Origin of the sequence: Alkalihalophilus lindianensis (assembly GCF_032843265.1) — a bacterium.
Lineage (GTDB): Bacteria > Bacillota > Bacilli > Bacillales > Bacillaceae_D > Alkalihalophilus > Alkalihalophilus lindianensis.
Genome location: NZ_JAWJBA010000001.1, coordinates 475672 through 488487 on the forward strand (window position 1 = coordinate 475672; position 12816 = coordinate 488487).

Below are 12816 nucleotides of genomic sequence, written 5' to 3' on the forward strand. Positions count from 1 at the left end.
TGCCTTCCCACCAATCACTGTGAAGTTAGAATGTTCTGACCTTTTGTCATACTATATCACATTGAGCTTGCTTGTGTGACTGCGTTTGTTAGATTATCTTACAAATTAAATTCAATACTAACTTCTAGGGAATGAAAATGAAATAGTCGTTGCACTCTCTTTAAATTTTATTATATACTTTATAAAACATATCAAATAACTCGGAATAAAAATAGGTTTACATAAGGAGATGAGCATATGAGTATGGAGGGCTATGTCTACCTAGTCGGTGCAGGACCTGGTGATTTAGGACTTTTAACAATAAAGGCGAAAGAATGTTTGGAGAAGGCAGATGTCATTTTGTATGACCGTTTAATCAATCCTTTATTGCTTGAATGGACAAAGCCAGAGTGTGAGCACATTTATTGCGGTAAATTACCTAAACGTCATATTGTAAGACAAGAGGCGATTAATGAGAAGCTTATTGAATATGGAAAACAAGGGAAAGTGGTTGTGCGACTTAAAGGGGGAGACCCTAGTGTATTTGGTCGTGTTGGAGAAGAAGCGAATGCCCTTGATGAAGCTGGTGTTCCTTATGAAATCATTCCTGGAATCACAGCCGGCATAGGAGCTGCGACGTATGCAGGGATTCCTGTTACCCATAGAGAGCACGGGGCTTCTTTTGCGGTAGTGACAGGTCATGATAAGTCAGAAGACGGTCAGCCATTAATTGATTGGAAGGCGTTAGCTACTGGTATTGACACGATCGCTTTTTATATGGGTGTTAAAAACCTTGAATATATTTCGAGTCAGTTAGTCCGTCATGGAAAGCCACTCCATACACCAGTTGTGCTTATTCAATGGGGTACACTTGGGGGACAACAAACGGTTGAAGGTACGTTAGAAACGATTGCTGATCGAGTACGTCAGTCAACATTAACGAACCCTGCTATCACTTTAGTCGGAGAAGTTGCCTCCTTACGCACGCAGCCAAGTTGGTTTGAACGTAAGTCCTTATTTGGAGAGCAGTTGTTATTTGCACGTACAAGCTCTCAGTCAAGTTCAATAGCAAAGGAACTAACTACGGAGGGAGCAGAAGTGTTTGAGTTTCCTCGTTATTCAACAGAAAGAGTTGAAAGTCCCGCATTAGATGTAACGAGGTATGAAGACATTCTTTTTTTACAACCAGAAAGTGTTTCAGCTTTTTTTAAATGGTTAAGAGATGAAAAAATAGACCTCAGAAATTGTCGTGCTCGCTTTTATGTGCGTTCAAAAAAGTCACAAGAAGCTGTAGAACAGCATGGATGCAATGTTTCCAATCTTGAAGAACGAAATGAATGTGTTAATTTCTTAATTATTGGTGAAGAGCAATGGAGTAAGAAGGAGATCGAGCTTACTGAAACATATGGCAAACATGATTTCCTTGTAAGTCATCGAGAGGTGCTCATTACATCATGTGAACGCACATGTGAACGATTAAATGAAGAAGGACGTTTGAAGACAATGGTTTTCCCGAGTGCAGAGTCCGTAAAAACGGTGACAAAGAGCTTCCTATCATTAGGCTGGACTCCAGAAGATATGAGCAAAGAAAGAACGGTGATTTGCTTTGGTCCAACTTCAAAAAAAGCAGCAGTTGAAGCTGGTTATAAGGTAGCTGCTACCCTAGACACCCCATCAAAAGAGGCATTAATAGAGCAACTAAAACTCTTTAGAAATCAAGAGGTGATAAGAAGATGAATGCGATTCTGTATGTAGGACACGGCAGTCGAGTACAAGCAGGCAATCAAGAACTTATTTCGTTTATTGAGTCCGTTAAAGTATATTTTAAAGAGATCCCTATTCAAGAGCATGCTTTCATCGAGTTGGCGGCTCCTTCGATAGCCGAGGGAATCACCGCCTGTATTGAAAAAGGCGCTACTCGGATTGCGGTGGTTCCAGTATTACTATTAACGGCAAATCATGCGAAGCTCGATATTCCACGTGAAATTGATGAGGCTAAAAAACGGTATCCACATGTTCATTTTGTCTATGGACGTCCCTTTGGGGTAGAAGCAACGTTGATTTCCATATTGAAAAAACGGTTAGAGCAAAAAGGCTTACCAATGATCACTGCTCGGCCAGAGGAAGAGGAACGTGAGGAGGCAATGGTATTAGTTGTTGGCAGAGGTAGTAGTGACCCTGATGCCAATAGTGATTTAATGAAGATCTCGCGTCTGCTATGGGAAGAGGCGCCAATTGCCGATGTTGAAGTATGCTATATTGCTGCAACAAGGCCTACTGTGGACCAAGGGCTTAAAAGGATTATGCGTTTCCCATATAAAAAAGTGTATGTGCTTCCCTATTTATTATTTACAGGGGTCTTAATGAAAGGGTTGGAGAAGAAACTCGATCAATGGTCGGCAAAAACGGGTATTGAGTCTGTATTGTGTTCCTACTTAGGATTTGATGATGATATGAAGGAAGTATTAATAAGACGAGTTGAAGAAGTGTTGAATGAAGCAGTTTTAGTTAATTGTGACATGTGTCAGTACCGGCTTACAGCTGAAGAAAAGCGAGCATCTTCTTCATGACAAGTCATATGATGCTTAAGCTTAAAGAGAGAAGCATGGTCTTTATCGGCGGGGGGCAAGTAGCCACAAGACACTTGGTAAGATGCCATCAGGAAGGGGCAAAGATTACAGTCATTGCTCCAACAATTACCGACACCATCGCTTATTATGTTAAGGAGGAAAAGGTTTCTTTTGAGAGGAGAGTTGTATCACCTAATGAATCATTTATGTGCGATATTTTAATGCTCACGACGGACGATCCTATATTAAATGATTGTCTTTACCGCAGTCGGATTGAAAGACAATGGGTCTATCTTGCATCAGATGGTGAAAAAAGCGATATTCAATTCCCTCTTTCAAAGGTTAAAGGAGACTTGTCGATCGCCCTTTCTACAAATGGGGCAAGTCCCACGTATGCGAAGCACCTAATGAAGCAGTTCTTAGAGCGATTACCTCATAATGTAGAAAAGAAGGTGGATTTTTTAAAGCGTGCTCGTCAGCAAGTTAAAGAGTCGACTTTACTTCCAAGTGAGAAGCGACAATTGCTTATTCAAATTGCTAATGACGAGTGGTTAAAGCAGGGCGACTGTGATGACCGCTTTCTACTATTGCTTCAGCAAATACAACAATCAAAATAAGCCCGATCCACTTGTTGGATCAGGCTTATTTGTAATCTTACTTTTCTTTTGAAAAAGATAACTGGGCAATGGCATCATGTTGATGAATGGATTCTTCATTTCTACATTCAATTTCAAATGCTCGAATCGCTTCATTTTCATATAAATCACTGGCAACAAGACGCACTAAGTCTTCGACAAAGCGTGGATTTTCATATGCATGCTCTGTAACAGCTTTTTCATCTGGACGTTTTAATACCGGGTAAAGAATCGAACTGGCATTACTTTCAGCAGCTTCTAGAAGGGCTTGTTTCCAGTCAACATCAGCATGGTCATCTACAATAGCTGACATTGTAACAAAGCCTCGTTGATTATGAGCGCTGTACTCACTGATTTCTTTAGAGCACGGGCAGAGCGTCGTTACAGCAGCTACTAGTGTGATTTTTGAAGTGTATCCTGTTTCTTCATTAAAGCTTACATCCAACGTTACATCCGCGTGAGCCATCCCTTCCTTATTCATGGAAGGACTTGTTTTGGTGAAGAACCATGGGAACGTTACGGTAACATTTGATGCTTTCTGCTTCATTTCTCGAGCTAAGATAGCTGAAAACTCACGTAGAGTTTCAATAGAAAGCAGATGTGTTTGGAAAAATAAATGAAGCTGCTCTGTTAGGCGACTCATGTTGATCCCCTTAAACTCTGCATCTAGACTCGTTGTCATCGCAAATTCTGCTGTTGTTGTTTGTGTAGTAGGAACTAGAGCCGATTCAATCATCACTGGATATTTGACTTTAGAAATTCCAACTTTTTGGATAGGAAAGTAATAGTCATCAGGTTTATTTTGAAGATCGGGCATTTTTTCTTTTTCTTTTGGTTTCAAACCTTCGATCGGTTCAACTGAGCCAAAATGACGATGGCGTTCAGCTTTTGGTGGCAATTGTCTATTCATGATTATCACTCCTGATTTATCCTCTAACATCATTCATTAAGTAGAGTAAAATTACATAAGAAATACGAAGTTATCATACCACACTTCACTATGTGCAGAAAACAACTTGCTCAATCGTATTACAAAAAACTTATACACGTTGTAAAGGTTGCACGTCTGACTACTACATATTACACTACATAATGAAATGTAGACAAGGAAGTGAGCACGATTGAAAAAAGGAACAGGAATTTTTATTATTATCGCTTTAGTGTTACTTGTACTAGGGTTAAGCATCCAGACCACCGTTCAACCAAGTGATGCAAGAGTTATTGTCGATCACACAAAGAAAGTTTATAGTGCACCAGAGTGCTTTGACCAAGCGGATCTATCCAATTATCTTGAAGAAGTCACGTATGGCTATGCAATCGATTTGGGATATGAAGCAGAATCCTCATGCACGACTGAGGCTACAAAAGGTGAAAGGAAGTCATTATTAGTTTCATGGTTTCAATAATCGATTAAGACCCCCTACAACTTACATTGTAGGGGGTCTTATATAGGAAAAGGTGTTTTTAATATGCAATTTTTCATATTTAGCTATTGGATGTGTGAGCATATGGGAGAGATATTGTATGATTGGCGTTAATTGTGTGAACAAGATGGGTGAGGTCGCTTGAGCTAAGATAAGCGTAATGAAAGCGTACTATCAACGCTAGAATCGTTTTGCGCCAAAAGAATGATTGTGCTATAGTTAGAATGTTCAAATAATTAGATAAACAGAGAATATGAGAGATGATAGGAGCTGGAGTGACAAGATGAAAGTAGCTAAATTTGGGGGGAGTTCTGTAGCGAGTGCAGAACAAATCAAAAAAGTAGCAGCCATTGTGTCTGAGGACCATGATCGTAAAATTGTTGTCGTTTCGGCACCTGGTAAAAGAGATAGTGCTGACACGAAAGTTACGGACTTATTAATTCAACTTGGAGAAACTTATTTAGAACAAGGAGCAGTAGAAAGTGAACTGAAAGCCGTCATAGAACGATATGAATCGATTGCAGTAGGTTTAGAGTTAGATAGTAGTATTATCGCCACGATCGAAGCTGACTTACGCGAACGTTTAACATTTGATCGCAGTCGTCCAGGTTCATTTATGGACCTTATTAAAGCAAGTGGGGAAGATAATAACGCAAAATTAATTGCAGCATACCTACAAAGCTTAGGCCTATCTGCGAAATACTTAAATCCAAAAGATGCAGGTTTATTAGTAAGTGATGAACCTGGTAATGCGCAAGTGTTACCTGAAGCATATGACCATTTAAAAGAATTGCGTAATACAGAAGAAATCATTGTATTCCCTGGCTTTTTTGGTTATTCAAAAGAAGGAACCCTCGTTACATTTCCGCGCGGAGGATCTGATATTACAGGTTCAATTGTCGCGGCTGGAGTAGAGGCTGAGCTTTATGAGAACTTTACCGACGTTGATTCAGTGTTCGCAGCAAATCCAAATGTTGTATATGAGCCAGTGAAAATTAAAAAAATGACTTATCGTGAAATGCGAGAGTTATCATATGCAGGATTTTCAGTCTTTCATGATGAAGCACTTATCCCTGCTTTCCGTAAAGGAATCCCGGTTTGTGTGAAGAATACAAATAACCCATCTTCGTCAGGAACGATGATTATTGCAGAGCGAGAATATTTTATGAATCCAGTTATCGGGATTGCTGCTGATGAAGGCTTCTCAACGATTTACGTTCGCAAGTATTTAATGAATAGGGAAGTAGGTTTTGGTCGTCGTTTACTTCAAATTATTGAAGATGAAGGTCTATCTTATGAGCACATTCCATCTGGTATTGACGACACATCAGTCATTTTACGTCAATGTCAATTAACTCCTGACATTGAAGAGCGAATTGTTAATCGAATTTCCGAAGAGTTAGCTGCCGATGATGTTTATATTGAAAAAGATTTTGCGATGATTATGATTGTTGGTGAAGGTATGCATAATACAGTTGGAGTCTCAGCGCGTTTGACGGCTGCACTAGCTCGTGCAAATGTAAACATTGAGATGATTAACCAAGGTTCATCAGAAGTTAGTTTAGTGATTGGTATTCATGCAAAAGACACAGATCGTGCTGTTAGAGAGCTTTATGCAGAATTTTTTGGAGCTGTTGTAGAAGTCGTTCAATAATAGTAAAAGGAGCGTCTGTAGACGCTCCTTTTGTTTATCCTTTTTTTGTTTGCTGCTTATACATCTGTTTAATGAGCTCGTTCATTTCAGAGACTTCACTTCGTAGAGATGCAAGTTCTTCTTTCGTTTCTGCTGCAGCTTTCATTTCATCTGATAATTGTTCTTCCTCGTTTGCCTTCTCTACATTATTTACGATTACCCCGATAAATAAGTTAAAGACGATAAAGGTTCCAACTAAAATAAAGGCTACAAAGTAAATCCATGACCACCAGACTTCTGCAAAGATCGGTCTCATAACTCCACTTGCCCAAGATTCGAGTGTCACCACTTGGAATAAAGTAAGAAGTGATAATTGTAAATTACCGAAGAACTCTGGAGCAACTCCTGCAAATAACATCGTCCCAATGACTGCGAAGATGTAGAAGATGATGCTCATTAAGATCATAATGTTTCCTAATGCAGGTATAGTCATTAACAAAGCATCTACTAACCGGCGTAAGGATGGGATAACAGAAATAGCGCGTAAAACACGAAGTACACGTAAAATCCGTAAAACTGTGACAAAATGTGCACCAGCAAATATATGCCCTGCTGCTACAATTAAGAAATCAAACCAGTTCCAACTACTTTTAAAGAACTCTCTGGTTGGCCGTGTCGCGATAAATCGTAACGTAATCTCAACAGTGAAAATCCATAGCAATGCTTTATCAGCTGCATAAAACCAACCACGATATCCCTCGTATAAGGAAGGATAGGTTTCAAGACCAACGATAATGGCATTGATTAAAATTAATGCGATGATGGTTGGTGTAAATGCTTTATGAAAAACAATACGTTGGACGGCCGCTATAAAAGGGGGTATTGATTGTTGCTTTTTTTTGTTCTCCATTAACTTCGAAACTCCTTCTTCATTTCTCCTATTCACTTCTACTATTCTACTAGAAAGTAAGTAGAGTAGACAAGGAAGCATTTCATTAGCGAGCGAGTTGAATTATTTCGAGGCAGGAAGAATATCTGCTATGATGAAGATATTGATGTAAATCGAGAGGGGACAATCATGATGCAGGAAGCACCAGTAGTCATATTCGGAGCAGGACTTGCAGGTTTATTTGCCGCTAAAAGGTTACAGGAAAATGGTATTTCTTATAAGTTAGTCGAAAAGGGTAGAAGTGTAGGGGGCCGTATGGCAACGAGAAGGATAGATAATGGAAGAGCTGATCATGGGGCTCAATTCTTTACAGTCCGTTCACACGAAATGAAGACACTGATTGAAAAATGGAGCAACGAGGGACTTATAAGTGAATGGACGAGAGGGTTTCATCAAATGAATAGTGAGGGCCAAGTCATCCTTCAAACTGATAGATACCCTCGTTATATAGCAACAAACGGTATGAATGCGCTTACTAAAACGTTAGCTCAACCTGAAGATCTTATCCTGAATCATCGAATAAGCTCTTTAAACTATCAAGATAAAGCATGGGAAATAACCATTTATGATGAAAAAAATCAGACAACAACGTTACTAAGAGCCAAAGGAGTGATCTCTACAATTCCTGTACCCCAAGTGTTAAACTGGCTTCGGCTCGATGGGATTGAAAGTGATATTAAAGCGGAATTAGCTAGTATCGACTATGAACCATGTATTTGTTTAATGATTTCATTACCTGGAGGGAGCTTAGTGCCTAAAGAAGGTGGAATTCAAGGGGAAGGGGATATTGCATTTATTGGTGATAATCAACAAAAAGGCATTTCGACCAAACCTATTCTTACTGTTCATGCTTCAGGTAAGTGGAGTGAGGCTCACTATGAAGAATCGGATGAAGACGTAATTGCGCTATTACTACCTAAAGTAAAACCGTTTATTAAAGATGGTAAGATGGAGGGGATTCAAGTAAAAAGGTGGCGCTATGCAAAACCCAAAACTCTTTATCCAGATCGGATGGTAGCAACAACTTATCCCAGCCCAGTAGTATTTGCCGGAGATTGCTTTAAAGACGGGAAAGTGGAAGGGGCCATTCTCTCAGGAATGTCTGCGGGAGATTGGATGAGTAAACAAATAAGAAAATAGGGGTTGCACATAATGTGCACCCCTATTTTTCTTATTTAGATTCTGTAAATACGGATCCTAATTCTTTTGAACGGGCAATCGCTTTAATAATGGCATCGTGCATCGCATCTTGACCATTTCGTTCACTTAAAAGCGTAATACCTGCTTCAGTTGTACCATTAGGGCTCATAACTTCTTTATATAATTCACGAGAGGTTTTAGAGGTATCTTGTAATCTTTTCCCAACACCAACAACTGTTTGAGTAATTAATGAAGTAGCTTCCTCGGGTGTAAGGCCACTTTCAACTGCCGCTTTTTCCATCGCCTCAATTAAATAATAAAAATAAGCAGGACCACTACCAGCTACACCAGTTACAGCATCCATCTTGCTTTCTGGCACAACTGTAACCGTCCCAACTGCTGAGAATAAAAGAGAAACCGTATCAAGGTCTTCATCTGTTGCAAATGTGCCAGCACTAATGGCTGTAGCAGATGCACCTACTTTTGCTGACGTGTTAGGCATCGTTCTAACCACACGAGCTTGACCGCCGGATAAGTCCTCAATGTAGGAAGCTGGAATACCTGCAATGACAGAAATAAATAGCTGTTCCTTATAAATAACGGATTTAATTTCACGAATAGCTTCCTCGACATTTTTAGGTTTCATGGCTAGCACGACAAAATCAGCTTGTTTAACTGCTTGCTCGCGGTCACTAGTCGTTTGAATGCCGTATCGTTGCTCTAGTCTTTCTAACTTAAAGGTGTCAGATAGGTTGGTTGCAATAATCTGCTGTGGTGTGACAATTTGATTGCGAACAAGTCCTCCGATGATTGCTTCAGCCATTGCGCCTGCACCTAAAAATGTAATCGTTTTATTTGTTAACATCATGTCACCTATCCTTTTATTTGTCCGTTACCTGTTAGGAGGTATTTATTTGAAGTTAAAGCTTTCAGTCCCATAGGTCCTCTTGCATGGAGCTTCTGTGTACTAATGCCAATTTCAGCCCCAAAGCCAAATTCAAACCCATCTGTAAAACGGGTTGATGCATTATGGTAAATAGCTGCAGCATCGACGGACTGCTGAAACCTACTTACATTGGCTGCTGTTTCACTTATGATTGCTTCTGAATGCTTTGTACCATATTGGCGAATATGATTCATTGCCTCATTTAAGGAAGGAGCAATCTTCACGGCAAGTTTTAAATCAAGGTATTCATCGGCCCAATCAGTCTCGCTTGCTTCTTTAATCCGCTCATCCATAGCCATTGATGCAGTGTCACCATAGAAAGTAACACCTTTGTGGTCAAGGGCATCTAGCAACTCTTTCAAGTGTAGTCTTGCCCACGTTTCATGGACAATCACTGTTTCTGCTGTATTGCAAACGGATGGTCTTTGTGTTTTAGCATTGACAACAATTTTCTTGGCTAATTCAATCTCTGCTGAATCATCAATGTAAATGTGACAATTACCAACACCTGTTTCAATAACAGGAACCGTCGCCTTTTCAATGACTGCTTGAATTAATGTAGCGCCCCCTCTAGGAATCAATACATCAACATATTCGTTGCACGTAAATAAATGTTCGGCCGTTGCTCTACTCGTATCTTCTATCAGTTGAATCGCCTCAATAGGGAGGGAAGCGTCTTTAAGTGCTTTTTGCAAAACAGAGACAAGCGCAACATTGGAATGGATGGCAGTTGAGCTACCTCGTAAAATAACTGCATTTCCCGTTTTTAAACAAAGACTAGCAGCATCTACTGTCACATTCGGTCGAGCCTCATAGATCATACCGATTACACCAAGAGGGACCCGTACATTTTGAATGTTAAGACCATTTGGACGATCCCATTCTTCAATCAACTCACCAATTGGGTCACGAAGCGAAGCTACTTGCTCAACTGCACTTGCCATTTCATTTAGTCGTTCAGCTGTTAATGTAAGACGATCAAGCATGGTTTCACTCATGCCGTTTTTTCTGCCAAACTCAAGGTCCTTTTCGTTCTCTTTGATTAAATAGGATTGATTCTGACGAAGGCAAGTTGCGATCAGTGTTAATGCGTGATTTTTTTCGTCGGTTGTTAAATTAATTAGTTGGTGTGTAATCGATTGTGCCTCTTTGGCTTTAGAATATACCTCATTCATTTTACATTCTCTCCTTTGCTAATGTGACCCATTGATCACGATGAATGGCAACTGCTTTATTTAGTTTCACTTGTTCACTAGCCTCATTGCTTGACATCCCCTTAATAAGTGTTAAATCAACAGAGGATAATGTACTTTGTCCTTTTCCAATTACTTTCCCTTTTTCATTAATGATCTCCACCACATCATTTGGGCCAAAGGAGCCACTAACAGAAGTGATCCCTACTGGTAACAAACTTTTCCCTTCATACATCAATGCTTTTTCTGCACCTTTGTCAATTTTTATTTGACCATTAACATGTGAGTGAACGGCTAACCATTGTTTAGAGGCCGGCATAACAGTCTCGTGTTTAAAGGAACCGATATATGTTCCGTCGCCTTTTCCTGCAAGGAGATCTTGTAGAGTTGACTGGCCACTCGTTTTACCAATGAATACATTTACACCGAAAGGAAGAGCCGTCTGAGCAGCAAGTAATTTCGATTTCATTCCGCCTGTGCCAACTTTGGAGCCAGCGTGACCAGCAACCATCAGCAAGTCATCCGTTACATTAGGTAGGAAATGATACTTCTTTGCATTTGGGTTTTGCGTTGGATTTGAATCATAAAGACCATTTACATCAGTAATCATGCAAAGTGTATCTGCGTGAATAAAGCCACTTACTAAAGCAGAGAGCATATCATTATCACCAAATGTTAGTTCTTCTACTGAAGTGGAGTCATTTTCATTAATGATTGGAACTGCAGAACGCTTTAATAATTCCGTAATTGTTTGTAGGGCGTTCTGGTACCGTTTTTGATCAGCAAAATCTTCGCGCGTTAATAAAAGTTGAGCAGCTGTAAGGCCGTGTTTAGCAAACTCAGCAAGGTAGGCTTGCATCAAAAGACCTTGACCAACGGCTGCAGCTGCTTGTTTACCGGCGACTGTGACGGGGCGACTTGGGTAACCAAGAGCCGAGAACCCAGCAGCAATCGCACCTGATGAGACGAGAATGACCTCGTGACCTTGTTTTTTAATAGAGACAATGGCTGCCACATGCTCCCGTAACTTCGTTAAACTTAACGCTCCGTTTGCCTCTGTTAGAGAACTGCTGCCAACTTTCATAACTATTCGTTGACGATTCATATTGATTGCCTTCTTTCTATCGTTGAAATCGACCACTAATTGGTCGTTTGTCTTGACAATAAAAAACCCTTCCGTCCTTAATATTAAGGACGGAAGGGTTATATCCGCGGTACCACCTTGATTGGCATAGTTATGCCCACTCGATATCCGTATCGTGGAAAGACGGTTAGGGTTTAACCTAACAGCTCAAGGGCAGGTTCAGCTACAACAGCGGTGATGGTCCTTTCAGCCGGTGAGACCACTCTCTTATCACATGTTGTCCGCGTACTATTCCCTCTCAACGCTTCTGATTTGATTTTTATTATTATAATCAAGAGACAAGCTACTCGTCAAGTGGAAATCTGAAGATTCACACAACTTTAAAGCGCTTACATAGAAATGTTTTGCTTCGTGTATGGGTTCTCGATTACACTAAATGGAGTAAGGGTTCATTTTAATTAGGAGTGAAAGCATTGGATATTAAAAACAAAATGATTTGGATTACAGGTGCCTCAAGTGGGCTAGGAAAGCAATTAGCCATTGATGTTGCAAAAGCTGGAGCAACCCCTGTGCTGTTTGCTAGAAATGAAGAGAGACTTCATGAGGTTAAACAAACGATCGAAAGTGCAGGAGGCACAGCTTATATTTATAAACTTGATATTAGCAAAACTGAGGCTATAGAAGCAAGTGTCAAAGATGTAGTCGGAAAAGTGGGAACAATGGATATTCTGATTAATAATGCAGGCTTTGCACTTTTTGAATATGCAGATCAGACTGCGCCCCATGAAAATCAAGAAATGTTTGCTGTGAATGTGCTAGGATTAATGGCGATGACCAATGCAGCTTTGCCATTTATGAAAAAGGAAAACTCTGGTCATATCATTAATATTGCTTCACAAGCTGGAAAATTAGCGACGCCTAAATCGAGTGTGTACTCAGCAACAAAGCATGCCGTCTTAGGCTACACCAATTCTGTCCGACTTGAACTAGCGGATACGGCTATAAAGGTAACTGCGGTTAACCCAGGGCCGATTCGCACACCGTTTTTTGAGCGAGCGGACCAAGAAGGTAGTTATGTAAAAAACATAGAAAAATTTATGCTAGCACCCGAATTTGTCTCAAGTGAGATCATCAAAGTCATTAAAAAGCCTAAGAGAGAATTGAACCTTCCAAAATGGATGGGAGTGGCTACTAAGATGTATCAACTCATGCCATCACTAGTTGAGAAGCTTGCTGGAGAAAAGCTACGTCAAAAGTAAGGAG

At 40.2% G+C, this 12816-nt stretch carries 12 protein-coding genes and 1 other annotated feature; of the genes, 7 read left to right on the forward strand and 5 right to left on the reverse strand.

Annotated features, from left to right (window positions below):
* The first annotated feature begins 237 nt into the window (after positions 1-237).
* From cobA to RYX56_RS02685, 3 genes are read left to right on the forward strand one after another with little or no spacing between them, the layout of a single operon-like run.
* The gene (gene cobA / locus RYX56_RS02675) at positions 238-1716 is read left to right on the forward strand and encodes a uroporphyrinogen-III C-methyltransferase (protein ID WP_317120591.1); all 1479 of its coding nucleotides are present in this window, start codon (positions 238-240) and stop codon (positions 1714-1716) included.
* Entirely contained in the window at positions 1713-2549 is an 837-nt protein-coding gene (locus RYX56_RS02680; protein ID WP_317120592.1) for a sirohydrochlorin chelatase, read from the forward strand. Before cobA ends, RYX56_RS02680 begins: the two co-directional genes overlap by 4 nt.
* Positions 2546-3166, forward strand: a complete 621-nt coding sequence (locus RYX56_RS02685; protein WP_317120593.1) for an NAD(P)-dependent oxidoreductase — start codon at positions 2546-2548, stop codon at positions 3164-3166. The genes RYX56_RS02680 and RYX56_RS02685 overlap by 4 nt, the downstream gene beginning before the upstream one ends.
* Positions 3167-3203: 37 nt before the next feature.
* Here RYX56_RS02685 and folE2 read toward each other — a convergent pair whose 3' ends face one another.
* The gene (gene folE2 / locus RYX56_RS02690) at positions 3204-4094 is read right to left on the reverse strand and encodes a GTP cyclohydrolase FolE2 (RefSeq protein WP_317120594.1); all 891 of its coding nucleotides are present in this window, start codon (positions 4092-4094) and stop codon (positions 3204-3206) included.
* 211 nt (positions 4095-4305) lie between these two features.
* On the opposite strand from folE2, the gene RYX56_RS02695 reads away from it, so the two are divergent.
* Together RYX56_RS02695 and RYX56_RS02700 are read left to right on the forward strand one after the other, a co-directional pair.
* On the forward strand, positions 4306-4590 hold the full coding sequence (locus RYX56_RS02695) for a hypothetical protein (RefSeq protein ID WP_317120595.1): 285 nt from the start codon (positions 4306-4308) through the stop codon (positions 4588-4590).
* 301 nt (positions 4591-4891) lie between these two features.
* A complete protein-coding gene (locus RYX56_RS02700; protein WP_317120596.1) occupies positions 4892-6262 on the forward strand; it encodes an aspartate kinase in 1371 nt (456 codons plus the stop codon).
* A gap of 34 nt (positions 6263-6296) precedes the next feature.
* On the opposite strand, the gene RYX56_RS02705 is transcribed toward RYX56_RS02700, so the two are convergent.
* On the reverse strand, positions 6297-7151 hold the full coding sequence (locus RYX56_RS02705; protein WP_317120597.1) for an ion transporter: 855 nt from the start codon (positions 7149-7151) through the stop codon (positions 6297-6299).
* A gap of 168 nt (positions 7152-7319) precedes the next feature.
* Here RYX56_RS02705 and RYX56_RS02710 point away from each other — a divergent pair, with 168 nt between their 5' ends.
* On the forward strand, positions 7320-8330 hold the full coding sequence (locus tag RYX56_RS02710; protein WP_317120598.1) for an NAD(P)/FAD-dependent oxidoreductase: 1011 nt from the start codon (positions 7320-7322) through the stop codon (positions 8328-8330).
* A gap of 31 nt (positions 8331-8361) precedes the next feature.
* On the opposite strand, the gene proC is transcribed toward RYX56_RS02710, so the two are convergent.
* Genes proC through proB form a run of 3 tightly spaced genes read right to left on the reverse strand, consistent with a single transcriptional unit; the run spans position 8362 to position 11574 of the window.
* On the reverse strand, positions 8362-9198 hold the full coding sequence (gene proC / locus RYX56_RS02715) for a pyrroline-5-carboxylate reductase (RefSeq protein ID WP_317120599.1): 837 nt from the start codon (positions 9196-9198) through the stop codon (positions 8362-8364).
* 5 nt (positions 9199-9203) lie between these two features.
* On the reverse strand, positions 9204-10451 hold the full coding sequence (locus RYX56_RS02720; protein WP_317120600.1) for a glutamate-5-semialdehyde dehydrogenase: 1248 nt from the start codon (positions 10449-10451) through the stop codon (positions 9204-9206).
* 1 nt (position 10452) lies between these two features.
* Positions 10453-11574, reverse strand: coding sequence for a glutamate 5-kinase (gene proB, locus RYX56_RS02725; RefSeq protein ID WP_317120601.1), 1122 nt, complete (start codon positions 11572-11574; stop codon positions 10453-10455).
* An 82-nt stretch (positions 11575-11656) separates the two neighbouring features.
* Positions 11657-11864: a binding site (T-box leader), on the reverse strand.
* Between the two features lie 180 nt (positions 11865-12044).
* Here proB and RYX56_RS02730 point away from each other — a divergent pair.
* A complete protein-coding gene (locus RYX56_RS02730; RefSeq protein ID WP_317121294.1) occupies positions 12045-12812 on the forward strand; it encodes an SDR family NAD(P)-dependent oxidoreductase in 768 nt (255 codons plus the stop codon).
* Positions 12813-12816: the final 4 nt, after the last annotated feature.

Bases quoted from the DNA above. Each gene is read 5' to 3' on its own strand.
- proC (WP_317120599.1), bottom strand. From the start codon at position 9,198: ATGATGTTAACAAATAAAACGATTACATTTTTAGGTGCAGGCGCAATG.
- RYX56_RS02730 (WP_317121294.1), top strand. From the start codon at position 12,045: ATGATTTGGATTACAGGTGCCTCAAGTGGGCTAGGAAAGCAATTAGCC.
- proB (WP_317120601.1), bottom strand. From the start codon at position 11,574: ATGAATCGTCAACGAATAGTTATGAAAGTTGGCAGCAGTTCTCTAACA.
- cobA (WP_317120591.1), top strand. From the start codon at position 238: ATGAGTATGGAGGGCTATGTCTACCTAGTCGGTGCAGGACCTGGTGAT.
- RYX56_RS02700 (WP_317120596.1), top strand. From the start codon at position 4,892: ATGAAAGTAGCTAAATTTGGGGGGAGTTCTGTAGCGAGTGCAGAACAA.
- RYX56_RS02705 (WP_317120597.1), bottom strand. From the start codon at position 7,151: ATGGAGAACAAAAAAAAGCAACAATCAATACCCCCTTTTATAGCGGCC.
- RYX56_RS02710 (WP_317120598.1), top strand. From the start codon at position 7,320: ATGATGCAGGAAGCACCAGTAGTCATATTCGGAGCAGGACTTGCAGGT.
- RYX56_RS02720 (WP_317120600.1), bottom strand. From the start codon at position 10,451: ATGAATGAGGTATATTCTAAAGCCAAAGAGGCACAATCGATTACACAC.
- RYX56_RS02685 (WP_317120593.1), top strand. From the start codon at position 2,546: ATGACAAGTCATATGATGCTTAAGCTTAAAGAGAGAAGCATGGTCTTT.
- folE2 (WP_317120594.1), bottom strand. From the start codon at position 4,094: ATGAATAGACAATTGCCACCAAAAGCTGAACGCCATCGTCATTTTGGC.
- RYX56_RS02680 (WP_317120592.1), top strand. From the start codon at position 1,713: ATGAATGCGATTCTGTATGTAGGACACGGCAGTCGAGTACAAGCAGGC.